The 16,017-nt window shown below is 36.4% G+C and carries 13 protein-coding genes and 1 pseudogene; all 14 read right to left on the reverse strand.

The features are described from left to right. Positions 1–41 precede the first annotated feature (41 nt). Entirely contained in the window at positions 42–881 is an 840-nt protein-coding gene (rfbD, locus tag DTOX_RS24610; protein ID WP_042317513.1) for a dTDP-4-dehydrorhamnose reductase, read from the reverse strand. A gap of 3 nt (positions 882–884) precedes the next feature. After that, positions 885–1,427, reverse strand: a pseudogene (gene rfbC / locus DTOX_RS24615) (dTDP-4-dehydrorhamnose 3,5-epimerase); the annotation flags it as partial. A 95-nt stretch (positions 1,428–1,522) separates the two neighbouring features. Further along, positions 1,523–2,407, reverse strand: a complete 885-nt coding sequence (gene rfbA / locus DTOX_RS19915) for a glucose-1-phosphate thymidylyltransferase RfbA (protein ID WP_015759468.1) — start codon at positions 2,405–2,407, stop codon at positions 1,523–1,525. 105 nt (positions 2,408–2,512) lie between these two features. Then, complete coding sequence (locus DTOX_RS19920) at positions 2,513–4,327, reverse strand: hypothetical protein (RefSeq protein WP_157863027.1); 1,815 nt, start codon at positions 4,325–4,327, stop codon at positions 2,513–2,515. A gap of 49 nt (positions 4,328–4,376) precedes the next feature. Beyond that, positions 4,377–4,796, reverse strand: a complete 420-nt coding sequence (locus DTOX_RS25525) for a GtrA family protein (protein WP_015759470.1) — start codon at positions 4,794–4,796, stop codon at positions 4,377–4,379. A gap of 27 nt (positions 4,797–4,823) precedes the next feature. Beyond that, positions 4,824–5,756, reverse strand: a complete 933-nt coding sequence (locus DTOX_RS19930) for a glycosyltransferase family 2 protein (RefSeq protein ID WP_015759471.1) — start codon at positions 5,754–5,756, stop codon at positions 4,824–4,826. A gap of 496 nt (positions 5,757–6,252) precedes the next feature. Continuing rightward, positions 6,253–6,798, reverse strand: a complete 546-nt coding sequence (cysC, locus tag DTOX_RS19935) for an adenylyl-sulfate kinase (protein WP_015759472.1) — start codon at positions 6,796–6,798, stop codon at positions 6,253–6,255. Between the two features lie 31 nt (positions 6,799–6,829). Beyond that, positions 6,830–10,549 carry a glycosyltransferase gene (locus tag DTOX_RS21785; protein ID WP_015759473.1) on the reverse strand — a complete coding sequence of 1,240 codons (3,720 nt, stop codon included), beginning with the start codon at positions 10,547–10,549 and terminating at the stop codon, positions 6,830–6,832. Continuing rightward, a complete protein-coding gene (locus DTOX_RS19945) occupies positions 10,533–11,939 on the reverse strand; it encodes an ABC transporter ATP-binding protein (protein WP_015759474.1) in 1,407 nt (468 codons plus the stop codon). The genes DTOX_RS21785 and DTOX_RS19945 overlap by 17 nt, the downstream gene beginning before the upstream one ends. Next, positions 11,929–12,759, reverse strand: coding sequence for an ABC transporter permease (locus DTOX_RS19950; RefSeq protein WP_015759475.1), 831 nt, complete (start codon positions 12,757–12,759; stop codon positions 11,929–11,931). The genes DTOX_RS19945 and DTOX_RS19950 overlap by 11 nt, the downstream gene beginning before the upstream one ends. Further along, on the reverse strand, positions 12,756–13,748 hold the full coding sequence (gene rfbB / locus DTOX_RS19955; RefSeq protein ID WP_015759476.1) for a dTDP-glucose 4,6-dehydratase: 993 nt from the start codon (positions 13,746–13,748) through the stop codon (positions 12,756–12,758). The genes DTOX_RS19950 and rfbB overlap by 4 nt, the downstream gene beginning before the upstream one ends. Before the next feature lie 30 nt (positions 13,749–13,778). Continuing rightward, a complete protein-coding gene (rfbC, locus tag DTOX_RS19960; protein ID WP_015759477.1) occupies positions 13,779–14,327 on the reverse strand; it encodes a dTDP-4-dehydrorhamnose 3,5-epimerase in 549 nt (182 codons plus the stop codon). Next, a complete protein-coding gene (gene rfbD, locus DTOX_RS19965; protein WP_015759478.1) occupies positions 14,320–15,183 on the reverse strand; it encodes a dTDP-4-dehydrorhamnose reductase in 864 nt (287 codons plus the stop codon). The genes rfbC (DTOX_RS19960) and rfbD (DTOX_RS19965) overlap by 8 nt, the downstream gene beginning before the upstream one ends. A 21-nt stretch (positions 15,184–15,204) precedes the next feature. Further along, entirely contained in the window at positions 15,205–15,966 is a 762-nt protein-coding gene (locus tag DTOX_RS19970; RefSeq protein WP_015759479.1) for a sugar phosphate nucleotidyltransferase, read from the reverse strand. Positions 15,967–16,017 lie beyond the last annotated feature (51 nt).

Here is a 16,017-nt window from a genome sequence, read left to right on the forward strand (position 1 = left end):
TTATTATTCAGAGTTTTGTCCCCGTCAATCTATCATTATTCCTATAATTCATCCAAATATCTTTTCAATGCATCCTTCCATTCCGGCAACCTATTAAAACCGTTCTTATCAAGCTTTTCTTTTGATAATCTTGAATTGAGAGGTCTTTTTGCTCTGGTTGGATACTCAGATGTCGGTATTGAGTTCACTTTTATATTTATCCCTGCCTGTTTAAAAATCTCTACCACAAATTCATACCAACTGCAATAGCCTTCATTAACAACATGATATGTTCCGTATTTTGTAGTCTGAAGCATATCACATATTGAAACAGCTAAGTCTGGCGTATATGTTGGTACCCCAACCTGATCATTGACTACACTGATTTCATCTTTGGTCTGTCCAAGCTTCAACATGGTCTTCACAAAATTATTGCCATTCTTGCCATATACCCATGAAGTTCTGATGATGAAGTATTTCTCTAAAAGTTCTTTTACAAGCAGCTCGCCCTGTTCTTTTGAGTAGCCATAATAATTAGCTGGAGCAGTCGGCTTATCTTCCTTCTGAGCCTCAGTTCCCTCACCATCAAATACATAGTCAGTACTAATATATAACATTTTTGCATCAATCTTTTTGCAGGCTTCAGATATATATCTGGTGCCGTCAACATTTATTGCATAACACAGCCCTTGCTCCTCCTCAGCTTTGTCTACAGCGGTATAGGCAGCACAATGAATGACAACATCAGGTTTGCAATCAAAAATATAAGCTTCTGTCTGTTCTTTATCTGTTATGTCAAAATCTGTTCTATCAACACCTATATTTTCGATTCCGAGTAGATTCAATCTCTTGACAACATCATAACCCAACTGACCCTCCACTCCAGTTACCAGGACTTTAATGCTAAAATCCGCATCACTGTCTTTTAATAACGGTGCATTCAAGTCCTTCTGAGACAGCACAGGGTTTTCTATTCCCCAATCTATTCCAATTTCTGGGTCGTTGAATTTTATGCTGCGGTCACATTCCTTTGAGTAATACTCATCCACTTTATACTGTACTTCCACATCTTCTGTTATTGTCAAGAAAGCGTGTCCAAATCCCTTTGGAATATACATTTGCTTTTTGTTCTCTGCGGAAAGCTCAATACTGTACCACTGCTTATATGTATCTGAGCCTTTTCTCAAATCTACAACCGTATCAATAATTGCCCCTCTGGTACATCTAATCATTTTAGTCTGGGCCATAGGATTAGTCTGAAAATGAATGCCACGCAAAGTTCCTTTTTGCGCTGAATATGACTGGTTATCCTGTACAAAGTCGGTGTCTATTCCTTGTGCGGCGAATTTGCTCTTCGTGTAGGTTTCTGTGAACCATCCTCTATTGTCGCCGTGTACGTTTGTCTCAATTACGAATAAACCTTTGAAATTAGTTTTTGTTACATTCATGTTCACTACCTCCCATATGTAGGGTTCTATCTTTATCACTTATTTGTGTCTTAGCTACAGCAAAGCTATATTTTATAAGCTTTTACTACTTAATTTTAATACCTAATCTTTCCTTCGGCTACTCGTTTGAGATGCCCTCCATACGGGGATTTTCCATAACGCTCAGCGGAAGCAAGAAGTGTCTCTTTATCTATCCAATTATGTTTATATGCTATCTCTTCCGGGGCAGAAATCTTGATACCCTGTCTTTTCTCAATCATCTGTATAAAGTCTGCTGCTTCTACCAAGCTGTCCATTGTTCCGGTATCAAGCCAAGCATAACCACGCCCTAACAGCTTTACATTAAGAGTACCGTCATCTAAATACATACGGTTTAAGTCCGTGATTTCCAACTCGCCTCTCGCACTGGGCTTGACCTGTTCGGCCAACTCTGCTACTCGGTTATCGTAGAAATATAACCCTGTGATACAGTAATTTGACTTTGGCTGTTTCGGCTTTTCTTCTAATGACATGACTTTGCCATTCTCATTAAACTCTACGATACCAAAACGTTCGGGATCATTAACATAATATCCAAAGATAGTAGCTTCACCCTTTTCTGCATTCTGAACAGCCTCATTAAGCAATAAACTGAATCCATTGCCATAAAAGATATTGTCGCCAAGCACCATGGCACAGCAGTTATCTCCGATGAACTCTTTACCGATGATAAAAGCCTGAGCTAGCCCGTCTGGCGATGGTTGCACTTTATATGATAATTTAATACCAAATTGGCTGCCATCACCAAGTAGTCTCTCGAAATTTGGCAAGTCATGTGGTGTTGAGATTATTAATATATCTCTTATCCCCGCTAACATCAGCACAGACAGTGGATAGTAAACCATCGGTTTGTCATAAACTGGCAGCAGCTGTTTACTTGTAATCAATGTTAATGGGTAAAGGCGAGTTCCACTACCACCTGCTAAAATTATGCCTTTCATTTTTTCACACCTCTATCTTTATAAATAATAATTAACCGGTTTTTTCTCCAAATCATTTATTATCATACAAGGCCAGGTCCAGTACCTTAAATAAATCGATTTCCTCTATGGTAAATGAATTTCATATAAAGATGGATATTCAGGATACAAATTATAAAATTTATTCCTCAAATAATTTATAGATTGCTGGTTATAAGGATTAATTTTTTTATAAACCTTAGCTTCTACATTATTTTCTAAGTAAAAACTTTTTAAATATTGATAATGAACTCCAATTCCTTCTCTTTGTAAAATTTCGTCTGCAAGTATTCCGATAACTCTTTGATCACTAGGCCTTAAAATATATTGAATTGGATTTCCAACAACTACAATATCGGCTATTAAAAATTGGTTTGGAAAACCGTCACGTTTGTCAACATGACTTGCTGAATAAATATTAGGTACAGCATTCTTTTGTTCTGGTAAGTTAAAATTTCTTAAAATATCATCACTTAAAGTAATAGAACTTGATAAAACATATATTTTTTTATCTGTACCTTCGGTTAATTGATTTAAGTAAGATATAAGATTATGAACAGCCTCTAAATCCTGCCTAATCCGACAATACATTGTTGCATGACTAAGCAATGGACTGAAAGAATTAATAATTTTAATATTAGTTTTTATATAAGCCTGGGTAAAATTAACTACTATAATAAAAAGAATCAATGCCAACAAACAAGTTCTATATTTTTTATTCTCAAAGAAACTAATAATTTCAATAATACCCATTATAAAAAAGAAAAGTATTTGAAAACACAATAAGTAATAATGCTGCAACCCAAAATTATTTACTCTTATAAAACTAATAAAAATAATAATGGACTGAATTAGCAAAAATAGCGAAAACTTTCTTGTTTTATAATTTCTAATTCCTATAAATAACCCAACTAATGCTATGGTAATTATAATTATTCCAAAATGTAATATTAATGCTTCCGCATTCTGTGCCATATTACCGCTTCTATAAGCTGAATAGATATCATGATAATTATTAAAGATACTTTTAATTAAAAAGGTTTTAAAAAATACTAGTAGTATTAAGAAACTAGATAAGCCAACAACCGAAATGCTACAAAAAGATTTTACTACTTTTATTTTATTATCTTTAATAAAGAACATTATTAGGTACATTAAGTATAGTGTAATAAAAAACGAAGCAATCCAAAATCCATACCACCTCCTGGTAAGGGCTAATGCGGTAATAGATAGTATTAAGAATACAAGTGTACTGTATTTTAAGTTATATAATTCAAATTCACTACAATATAAAATAACATAAATTAAAACTACAAATAATAAACCTATTGAATCTAAATATCCATACAACAATGGTGATATAATAGGCGGAAACAAAATAACTGCACTACAAAAAACTATTATATTTGTATAAGAATTAATTTTATAATCTGATATAACTTTTGTTATAAACATAATAAACAAAATATAAAAAGGTATTATATACATATTATACACAGCTATAGTATAACTACTATGGCTGTAGCCTAGAATTTTAAGTGGGAGGGATAATAAAATTGTGGGTGCGAGTGAATATTCTTGATACAGTATACTAGAATATAATTGCTTTATAACTGTTATGAAATCCGTCTGAAGCAGCAATTTTGAAAATTCTATCGACATTTCCCAATACAAAGCAGAATCCCAAAAATAGATATACTTTTCTCTTTGAGTAAAAGAGTATACAAATACATTTCCCAGGATAACTATAACTAAAAATATGTGCCAATTACTAGTATGTTTTTTGAAATTTGATAAAATATTAAAATCACTATATATTTTAGTTATAATATAATAAAGTGTAATTAAAATATTTAAGTTAAATATAATACCAATATATATTTTTACTTTAATAAATGCCACAAAAATAAAGAAAACCCATAATATCATAAGAAATTTAATGAACTTCGAATCATGCCTTATTTGATACACCCCCTAATTTATCTTTTATATTAAAGGTCCAAAACTTATTTCCCCAGAAGTTAATCATTAAAACAAGTAGAGTAACAAAGAATTGCGATAATAATAAATTAATATTAAATTTAGAAACAAATATATATAGCAACATAGAATTTATACTTAATGTAAAAATATTTACTATAATAAATTTAATAAAATAGTGTTTATGAGTTGTACTTTTCTTTATAAAAACCCAGTATTTATTTAATAAAAAACTATTAATCATACCGATAGAATAAGATAAAATACTTGAAATTAGATAGTTAATATTTATACTAATAAGAATATAATATAGTATAAATGAAATAATGGTATTTATCACCCCTACAATAGAGAATTTTATAAACTGTAAATTTTTATGAATTATTCTCATATAACATAACCTCTACCAATATTATTATTAAAAGTTAACCTTTTTGTCTATTATATACAAAGGTCTATTCTTGCTTTCATCATATATCCTACCAACATATTCACCTAATACGCTAACGGAAAGAAGTTGAACACCCCCAAAAAAAATAATTGTAGTCATTAATGATGCCCACCCACTTATTACATCATTATTATTTAGAAACTTAACTGTAATAGTATATAATAACAGCACTAAAGATATAGATACCGAAGAAAATCCTAATATCCCCAGTAATTTTAGTGGCTTAGCCGAAAATGATATAATTCCATCAAGAGCAAATTTAACCATTCTTTTTAGTGGATACTTTGTATCACCAGCAAATCTCTTGTCTCTCTCATACTCAATGGCTATCTGTTTAAAACCAATCCAGCTAATCATCCCTCTAATAAATCGATTTTTTTCTGGCATTTTTTTAAACTCTTCTATTACTTTTTTATCTATCAATCTAAAATCACCAGTATCGATAGGAATACTTACTTCTGTCATTTGTGAAAGAATCCTATAAAAATACTTTGCAGTAATTAATTTAAACCAGTTTTCACCTTTTCTTTTTTTTCTTTTTGCATAAACAACTTCATAACCATTTTCCCAAAGATTTATCATTTCTGGAATTAACTCAGGGGGATCCTGCAAGTCTGCATCAATAACTACAACAGCATCGGCAAAGGAGTTTTCAATACCAGCAGTGACTGCCGCTTGATGTCCAAAATTTCTTGAAAAATTTATTATTTTAACTCGACTATCCTTTATAGCAAGAGTTTCAAGTATTTGCAATGTATTGTCAGTACTACCATCATTAATAAAAATAATTTCATAGTTAATTTTATTTTGTTCTAAAACACTAGTTAAACGCATATAACATTCATTTACCACTTTTTCTTCGAAATACATCGGTACTACTATTGAAATGAATAACCCCATATATTTTTTCCCCCAATTAAACTTAGATTCTAACAAAATGGAAATTAATTACTTAGATATCTCTGCCTCGATTATTGATTAGCCATCAGCTGTCTTACTTAATAACTAGCGTGAGTTTCCTACGTATATCGTAAAACCATTGTGAAATAAGGAAATGAGAGCAGTTTTATGTATGGACTAAAAAATTATGCTCTAATTTCCCTATTTACAAGAGTTAACGAGTTGTAGTATAAACTAAATATAGAAACTAATTGCAAACAATATGAAGAAGAAGTTTTCTTGTAATAAATACACTTAATATAGAACATTGATCCACCATATAGTGGCAACTAAGGCAGTATGATTCTGCTAATTGGATGTAAATTGAGCTTTAGTCTATACAAGAAGTTGCTATTTTTGTATCTTTGAGCTCTTACATAAAGCGGGTTTAAAGGCTTTTTATTTTAATTGGCGTAGGAAACTCACACTAGGATCAATCCACCCCAAAAACTCAATTTTAATCTTTTGCGACTTCCTTCTCAAGAAAACCCTTCATCTCCAGCATGTATATTACCTTCGCTAAGCTTTTTTCAGGTGTCTCACAAGAAGTGTCAACAACAAGATCAGGGGTTTCCGGTTCCTCAAAAGGATCAGAAATGCCGGTAAAAGCAGGTAGTTCACCGGACAGTGCTTTCTTGTACAAACCTTTAACATCCCGTCTAATCAGTGTTTCCAATGGGCAACGGACATATATTTCAACATAACGACTAATCTGTTCCCGACAAAAACGACGCATACTATTATATGGAGTAATAAAAGATGCTATTGCACAGATGCCGTTCCTGTTTAAAATTTGTGCGGCAAAAGCCATACATCTGATATTTTTCTCCCTGTCTTCCACTGAAAAACCAAGATCCCGGCAAAGACCCTGTCTAACCACGTCTCCATCCAATCCATCCGCTTTAAAACCTCTAAAGCGCAATTCTTTAACCAACTTTTCCCCTAATGTTGTTTTACCTGCACCACTCATTCCAGTGAACCAAACAGTAAAACCCTGATACATTTTATAATTGAACCTCCATTAAGTGAAATATTTAGTTTACTTTATACATCTGATTAGAAAGAACTTCTCGATAAACCTCTTCATAACTATGGAGCAATGCTTTCGGATCAAATTTTTTTGCTGTATCAGGAACTCTCTTGAGATGTTCTAAATATAAATCTCTGTTCTTTGCATACTCCGATATAATCTCCGCAACACATCCAACAGGAATTCTCCAATTGTTTAATGGGAACACGCTTCCTGCCAATCCTGATTCACTTTCAAGCATTTTAGAAACCTCTCCAAGATCACTGGCCAGCATTGGACGATTAGACTGAAGGCATTCAATAATTACTAGCGGAAAGCTCTCACCACGAAACTTAGATGGAAGAAAGCCCAAATCAGAAGCTGCAAAAAAATCACGAACATTAGATCTAAAACCCAAGAGGTGGACATAACTATATCTAACATTTCCTTTCAATCTTTCATATTCAGGGCCATCCCCAACTAACAGCAAGTGAATTTCTTTTCCACTAAGTTGGCGTGCTAATTTAATTGCCTCTATGCCTTCTTGCCAGCCCTTATCCGGGATAGCTCGACTAACCAAACAGAGAACAAAAGCATCTTTACTTATTCCTAGCTCTTCTCTCGAAACAGGTTCATATTCCAACTTTTCAAGTGCATTGCCTATTTTAACAAAACGATTCTTGTCTATCACGCTGGATTCAAATGGTTCAAGATTCTTATCTGCGATATAAACAATCTTGTCAACTTTTTTATCAAGCAAGGGAATAATCCTATCTAAATCAACTGGCGGCATCATCTCATACATTCCATGTGAAGTAACAATAATCTTACAATTCGGATTATCTTCTAATAACGCACATATGGTCCCGTCAACCCAACCATGGTGAGAATGCACAATTTCAATGCCCATATCACCAACAACCGCATTTAGTTTATGCAGATAGTCCAACTCTAACAATGGTATATCTCCACGCAACATATTCCTGACACCGATCTCCGTAGGTTCTTGATGGCAATTCAATAAAGTAACAGAGTATCCTACCGACTTTAATAAATTGGCCAGTCTAATTGGGAAAGTTTCACCACCACCTGTCGCCAGTGCATATGTAATCATAAGTAAATTTGCTTTACGGTTTTTGGCTAGTAGACTAATTCGTTTCCGATCATAGCATTTCCTGAAAGAACCCTCATCAAAATTCTCGCGGCAGGAACACCAATGGGCTTCAAGAACACGCTGCTGTTTTTCCAGAACCCTCTCTTCTAAGCGATAGAGCTTAATTAACTCTTTGGCAACCATTTCATGTTCGCGATAATAAATATCCTGCTTGTATGTGCCAACTGAGGTATTTTTGTTGTGAATTCGATAATAATTAGTTGTATTCGGTGAATAGGCTACCAATCCTCCACGAATAACATGTAAATAGAAGACCCAATCGCCACATATTCTCATTTGCTTCCATCCATCGTCTTCTAATAGCTCTAATTTTCCAGGATTGCGAAATATCGCACTACTTACGTTGGGCACTATGTTTTTTATCCCCCATGAAGTATTTACCAATTGATGAGCGGATTTAATAAATGGCTTAAGCCATAATGCAGAATTTAATTCAGATAGGTACTCCTCTAAACTCCAGATCTGCTGGGATGAATCTCCATCAACAAAAACTGTTCTGCAATACGCTAACATTACAGCTTCATTCTTAAAGTACCTAACTAACTCTTCTAACAAATTTTCCGAACAGTAATCGTCACTCTCTGCAATCCAGATTAATTCCCCTGTTGCTAAATTAAAGCCTCGTTTCCATTGATAGAAAACACCGCCAGAGTTATCGCTGTTAAAGCAGCATCTTGTTTTGCTTGGGTAATTGAATTGAAATTCCTTTAGTATCTGAATACTTTCATCACTTGAAGCATCATCAAGCAGAATTACTTCATAGTTCTGGTATGTTTGACGATAAATAGACTCAAGCCGCTGCCTCAAGTATCGAGCATGGTTATAATTAGGAACTATAACCGACACTTTCGGGTAGTATTTTTCATTCTTAACTATCTTCGGAAAAGAGTATAACTCTGTCGAAGCATCATTGGAAACATCACCGCTACCACCTAACCACTGCTTTTGCAAATATTGTTTAAAATCCACGAATAAATTATTATGAAGTACCGGAAACCATGGTTGAACAAGTTTTTCTGATACAGCCTTTATTGCGGCAAAACATCGTCGAGATAGAACACTAGAATAATAATGAGACACCAATTTCCGTGCTATACGACTCCTAGATGCTTGGTTATTCTTTTGGTTTGTACGCCCATCAAAATGAATATAAGATCGCAAACCTGCCAGAACATTTTCTCTTTCACCCCGCATCACCCTGCCCAAAAACCGCATAGGCTTGGTAACCCTCCATGAACGTGAAGAAAAAACCTCGGCAAACTGTTCTTCGCACTCGGCCATAGCTTGGTTAAGACCAACAATCTGCTCATCACGCTCGCCCACAGACTGGGTTAGGCTGATTATCTGAACATCCTGCTTAGCTACAACTTGATTGAGGGTACTTATCTTAACGTCCCGCTCAGCTAGAACTTGATTGAGGGTGCCTATCTGACCATTCCTCTCAGTTATAAGCTGATTGAGACTGTATATCTGATTATCCTGCTCAGATATAACCTGGTTATAAACTGTTATTTGCTCGTCTCTTCCAGCTATATCTTGATTGAGTTTTAATATCTGTCCGTCTCGCTCGCTTACAACCTGATTGAGGTTAGCTAACAGGATATCCCGATCAGCTATGGCTTGGCTCAATTCGTTGATCTGAAAATCCCGCTCATTTACTGTCTGGTTAAGAGTTACTATCTGTTCGGAAAACTTATCGGCCAGACGCAAAAATGATTTAATACGGTAGAATTCGCTACTCCAAAGCGAAATCTGGTTCTTTAGCTCTATATCGTCTATCCGTCTCTTACCCGCACAAACATCGTTTAGAGCAGTATAGATTTCATATGCGATAGGGGGAATCGTATCATCCAGCAACAGATCCTTCAAATCGTAAACCGTATGTCGTAACCCTTCGTCTAAAAATTCAGTTTTGTATCGCAGCAACTCATCTGCATCAATTTTTAATTCAAGACCAATGGCAATTCGTTGCAATTCCCGTTCAGGTACATGCATCAGTCTGTCGTAATCAACAGGTACACATCTATATCCCTCAATACCTGAAAGACTAGTAAGAATATGCTCCAACCATAGCATATAACTTTTTTCAGAAGTAAAACCATCACGTTTCTCCAGAGACTTGAATACGCTTAAAGGGTGTCGTACAGCCAGGATATAGCCCAGTTCAAATTGGCAGTGTATAAATACCTCTTTCCAAAATGGTAGTAGTTTCGCAACACGCGGATCTTTAAAGCCAAAGACAGGGACATCACAAACTTTTTGACGAAGCAATTCAGTTGCACGAAGAAAATATCCTTTTTTACGAAGCACGTCAACATCACTTGCTTCGACAGGGGCAAGGTAATGCCAATCTATTCCAAGTGATTGTAGCATTTCTACATTAAGTGCGTATAAATCCATGTCTTCGAAAAAACCTTTATCATTATTGCCCTCCAGAGGCGGCATTAATCTGTTACCGAGTTCCACTCCGAGAACCTGAAGACCACGTGTTACAGCGCTGGTACCACTCCGGTGCATTCCTAAAACTACGATTAATTTTTTATTTTTCGTGTCTTTACCTTCTTGACTCATGATCACTGGCCTCCTGGATACCTATTTCCGGAAAACATTCAAAGTCAACAATTCCGGTAGCCAAATTTTCTGTATCAGGCATTACTCGAAACATGGCTATATCAATCAAACGGTGCAAAAAGGTTTCACTGCCATTAACTATGCCGACCACACCTGCGTTTAGAAAATATACGCCTGGGTTCAAAGCACATCGAAAGCGAAACTCTACTCGATAAATGAAACCGGCTTCCACATAAGGCAAGCTGTCTCTGAGAGAACCGGCAGATACTCCCCCCCCTAATTCAACACCTGAGGTTGTCTTGATTAACATGCCGAAGCGAACATTACTTGCACCTTTAGTGAATATCACCGTATATGTGTAGCGGTAAACCTTCCCGCGTATTAGATTATTGACTCTCTCTCCAGCCAAAGTGTAAATTGACGGAGATTCTATATAAGCTCCATGAGATTCATATTCTATAGTGCTGCTGGGTTTGAGATGGGGATCAAAAATCTCTTTCAATGATTGTTTGCCCACTGATGCTAGGTTAGACTCCGTCAGAGTAACCTGTTCTATGTTCCCAGAGATTACTAACTGCTCATCCATTCGGCGAATCTGATTTCGAATATCACCCTGCTTGTCTATCGGCGCATAAAGCAATTTTTGGTAACGACCAACTATTTGTTTAGGTGATCCAATCGCCAGTTTTTCACCGGTATCCATAAGCACCGCCCGGTTACATAACTCAACAATAGTACTTCCAGAATGGGAAACAAAAAGGATCGTTGCACCATTTTTTCGAATAGCTTCGATACGGGAAAAACATTTTCGTTGAAATAGCTCGTCACCCACCGACAAAGCTTCGTCTACAATCAATATATCAGGATCAACATTAATAGCTACAGCAAATGCCAATCTCACATACATCCCACTTGAATATGTCTTTACCAACTGATCGATAAACTCGCCAATACCTGCAAATGCAGCAATATCTTCAAAGCGTTCGTCAATTTCCTCTCTACTGAGACCTAGCACAGCACCGTTCATATAGACATTCTCACGCCCCGTAAACTCGGGGTTAAAACCGGAACCAAGTTCAAGCAAAGCTGCAACACGCCCTTTAGTCTCCACAGTACCACTAGTCGGTGTAAGGATGCCACAAATAATCTGCAATAGAGTTGATTTACCTGAGCCATTACGACCAATAATACCAACAGTCTCACCTTTTTTAACCTCGAAGGATACATCCCGCAAAGCCCAAAACTCTCGAAAATAGTTTTTAGATTGTCTACCAACAAGCCTCTTAAGACACGGAATGATATATTGTCCAAGTCGGTCTTGCGGCCTATCATAAATATGGTAGCACTTAGAAAGATTCTTAATACTAATAACAATGTTCTCAGAGGACATCAGCAAACCCCTTCCGAGTTTTCTGAAACCACCAAAAGCCAACGGCAGCTATAAACAGTCCAACCAACAATGAGATAACCAAGGATGACCAATCAGGCAAACTACCGAATATCAATACTTTGCGGTTTTCTTCGATGATAAGTGTAAGCGGGTTTAACAGCATCCAGGTCTTATATGCCTTCGGTAGCGCCGACACAGGGTAAAATACGGGTGATAAAAACATTAATATTGTTGTGAAAACACCTGTAATTTGCCCTATATCGCGCACAAAAACACCCAGTGCAGCTAAAAACCAGCCAAAGCCCATACTGGCAAAAATAAGCGGCAGCAGTACCAGCGGAAAAAAAATGCTGGTCCAGGGCAAGGTCTGGTTTATAAAGAGTTGTGCTATCATGAGCACCAATAGGCTCACTAAGCTATGGAAAAACGCCGATCCCAAAACCACCCAGGGCAGTATTTCAAGGGGGAAAACTACTTTTTTTACATAATTGACATTGGAAATAATCAGTCCCGGCGCCCGATTGACACATTCAGCTAAGAGACCGTGAACGATCATTCCCACAAACAAAATAATAGCAAAATCAGACTTACTTGCTTCCCCACCAACACCCCAACGGGACTTAAATACAGTGGAAAAAACAAAGGTATATACAAAAAGCATCAATAGCGGATTAAAAAATGACCAGGCTATGCCCATGACCGATCCGCGGTAACGCCCCACAATTTCGCGCCGAGCCATCTGCCAGATGAGATGACGATTTCGCCAAAAGCTCGTAAACATTGCTACGGGTGAGGAGGGGTGAACTTGATGGGAATTCATCCTCTCACCTCCACATTTTGTCCTTTACGTATTTTCCCCATCCAATCTTTATTGTCAAGATACCATTTAATCGTATCTTTTATACCTTTTTCAAAACTATAGGATGGCACCCATCCAAACTCCATCTTTATCTTTGTCGCATCAATTGCATAACGCCTATCATGCCCGGGTCTATCTTTTACAAACTTTATTAGTGATTCCGGCTTATTAAGACTTTCAATAATTAATCTTACTATTTCTATATTCTTCTTCTCATTATTTCCCCCAATATTATATACTTCCCCCAGCTTTCCTTTATGGAGCACAACATCAATTGCACAACAATGATCTTTCACATGAAGCCAATCACGTACATTAAGACCATCTCCATAAACAGGCAACTCTTTATCTTCTTGAGCGTTGGCAATCATTAGAAGAATTAATTTCTCAGGAAATTGATACGGTCCATAGTTGTTTGAACATCTTGTGATATTAACCGGTAAATTAAAAGTCTCGTGATAAGCTCTCACCAACGTATCTGCCCCAGCCTTGCTGGCTGAATAAGGGCTGTTGGGAGCCAAGGGGGTATCTTCCGTAAAATAGCCTGTCTCTCCCAAACTCCCATATACTTCATCAGTTGAAATCTGGACAAATTTATTAATCTGATTTCGTTTTACCGCATCAAGAAGCACTTGGGTTCCCATCACATTAGTACGTACAAAAGCCCCCGGATCTTCTATGCTACGATCAACATGTGACTCAGCGGCAAAGTTGATTACATACTTAACTCCCTCTGAAACTAATTGATTAACCAATATCGCATCACAAATGTCGCCCAATACAAAAGTATAGTTTGGATGATTTTCTACATCTTTCAGATTTTCTAAATTACCGGCATAGGTCAGCAAATCAAGGTTTATTATTTTATATTCCGAATATTCGTCCAGCATATATTTTATAAAATTGCTGCCAATAAACCCTGCACCACCGGTTACCAATATTTTCCCCATATAGCACCTCTTGTGATTTGCTTTATTACTCTAATGAGTATCCTTTAAACCTTTCCATTTTTGGTCCTTTTCCGAAAGAATAATATCATCTATTCTGTCCAATGGCCATGCAATTCCTATTGCGGGGTCGTTCCACAGTATACCGTCTTCATCCTCAGGATGATAATAATCCGTACATTTGTATACAAATTCAGCTTCATCTGAGAGTACGAGAAAACCATGAGCAAAACTTTCAGGTATATAAAACTGTTTTTTATTTTCTTCCGAAAGAATTACCCCGAACCATTTGCCATAAGTCTTTGAGTCCATTCTTAAATCCACCGCAACATCAAAGACTTCCCCCTTAATAACTCTAACTAACTTACCCTGGGGATATTTGCGCTGGAAATGCAGTCCTCTGAGTACACCTTTTTTAGACTTGGACTGGTTATCCTGTACAAAGGCCATATTAAGTCCGGCTTCAGAAAATTCCTTCAAATGATAGGTTTCCATAAAATATCCCCTATGATCGCCAAAAATCATTGGTTCAATGATATAGAGACCTTGTATACCTGTGTTAATAAAATTAAATTTACCCATTAATCAGATCCTCGCTTTTATAGTTAACCTCTATATATTCCTTAACGGCTTCTTTATAACTGCGCAAAACAGGAAAACCTTCCAACTGCCAGAGTCTATTCTCAAGAACTGAAAATTTTGGTCTCGGGGCCGGACGGTTAAACTCTTCAGTACTAATTGGATCAACTGTAACTTTACACCCGGTAAGCGAAAATATATACCTGGCATAATCACACCAATTGGTATAACCACTGTTAGTAATGTGATATATACCGTAACAGTTCTTTTCAATAAGCTTCGCTATAGCCTTAGCCAGATCCTTGGTATATGTTGGGGTGCCAAACTGGTCGTTAACAACAGTTAGGCGATCCTTTGATTTTGCTAATTGCAGCATAGTTTTAATGAAGTTGTTTCCGTTTTCACCGAATAACCAGGATGTCCTAACAATATAAAATCTGTTGGTAAGAGCAACAATATAGTCCTCTCCCAATGATTTTGTTTCCCCGTAGATGCTTAAAGGACTCTTAATATCATTTTCTAAGTAATTTTCACCCTTTAGACCGTCAAATACATAATCTGTGCTTATATGCAGTATCGGTATATTGTGTTCATTGCCAATAATCGCAAGATTCCTGGGTCCAATAGCATTAACTTTATAAGCCAGTTCTTTTTCTTCTTCGCACTTATCAACTAAAGTATAAGCCGCACAATTTATGATTAATTCAGGTTTTTCATTGATAATATAATCTTCGCATTTTATATAGTCAGTAATATCCAGCTCATTTTTATCTGTCAGTTTAAGACAGTACTTATCTTTTAGTACTTCTATCAAATCTTTTCCCAGCATACCATTAGCGCCTGTTAACAATATATTCATACTTTTTTTATACGTCCCTCCTTACATGCCTGCTGCAGGTTCCCCAAGTATTTTCGAGATTTGATTATCCAGATTATATTCTATAGCCTGTTTGTTTGCCATAGACAAAGAATTAAAAGTGCCTGCATCTGTCCACCATTCTTTTAAAACATCAAAACACAGTGATCCTCGTTGTATGTATATATTATTAACATCTGTAATCTCCATTTCTCCCCGGTGGGAAGGTTTTATGGTTTTAATCATTTCAAAAACCTGTTCATCAAACATATAAACTCCGGTTACAGCATAGTTGCTTTTGGGCTGTGTCGGTTTTTCAACTATCCCTATAATCCGGCCTTCATTTATTTCTGCTACTCCATAGCGTTGAGGATCATGAACCTCTTTTAATAAAAGCCTGGCTCCGGACTGCTGTTTTTTAAATGCTTCCACATAGGGTGAAATGCTGTCATAAAAAATATTATCACCTAAAATTACCACACAGCGATTGCCTTTGGCAAATTCTTCAGCCAGCCCTAAAGCCTGGGCAATACCACCGGCTTCATCCTGAACACGGTAAGTAAAGGAAAGCCTCATTTGCTTACCGCTGCCCAACAAATTCACTACATCCCCCATATGCTCTTTACCCGTAACAATAAGGATATCGGAAATATCAGCCTCTGCAAGCTTGCTAATGGGATAATATATCATAGGATACTTACCTACAGGCAACAGGTGTTTATTGGTTACCTTTGTCAAGGGAAACAGTCTCGAACCTGTACCGCCAGCTAAAATTATACCTTTCACTTTTTTGTCTCCTCTTTATTATTATACAATTCATCGAATTAATTGGCTCCA

This window comes from Desulfofarcimen acetoxidans DSM 771, from assembly GCF_000024205.1.
Taxonomy (GTDB): domain Bacteria; phylum Bacillota; class Desulfotomaculia; order Desulfotomaculales; family Desulfofarciminaceae; genus Desulfofarcimen; species Desulfofarcimen acetoxidans.

Coding starts and splice junctions, on each gene's coding strand:
- rfbA (WP_015759468.1), bottom strand. CDS start 2,407: ATGAAAGGCATAATTTTAGCAGGTGGTAGTGGAACTCGCCTTTACCCA.
- DTOX_RS25525 (WP_015759470.1), bottom strand. CDS start 4,796: ATGAGAATAATTCATAAAAATTTACAGTTTATAAAATTCTCTATTGTA.
- DTOX_RS19930 (WP_015759471.1), bottom strand. CDS start 5,756: ATGGGGTTATTCATTTCAATAGTAGTACCGATGTATTTCGAAGAAAAA.
- cysC (WP_015759472.1), bottom strand. CDS start 6,798: ATGTATCAGGGTTTTACTGTTTGGTTCACTGGAATGAGTGGTGCAGGT.
- DTOX_RS21785 (WP_015759473.1), bottom strand. CDS start 10,549: ATGAGTCAAGAAGGTAAAGACACGAAAAATAAAAAATTAATCGTAGTT.
- DTOX_RS19945 (WP_015759474.1), bottom strand. CDS start 11,939: ATGTCCTCTGAGAACATTGTTATTAGTATTAAGAATCTTTCTAAGTGC.
- DTOX_RS19950 (WP_015759475.1), bottom strand. CDS start 12,759: ATGAATTCCCATCAAGTTCACCCCTCCTCACCCGTAGCAATGTTTACG.
- rfbB (WP_015759476.1), bottom strand. CDS start 13,748: ATGGGGAAAATATTGGTAACCGGTGGTGCAGGGTTTATTGGCAGCAAT.
- rfbC (WP_015759477.1), bottom strand. CDS start 14,327: ATGGGTAAATTTAATTTTATTAACACAGGTATACAAGGTCTCTATATC.
- rfbD (WP_015759478.1), bottom strand. CDS start 15,183: ATGAATATATTGTTAACAGGCGCTAATGGTATGCTGGGAAAAGATTTG.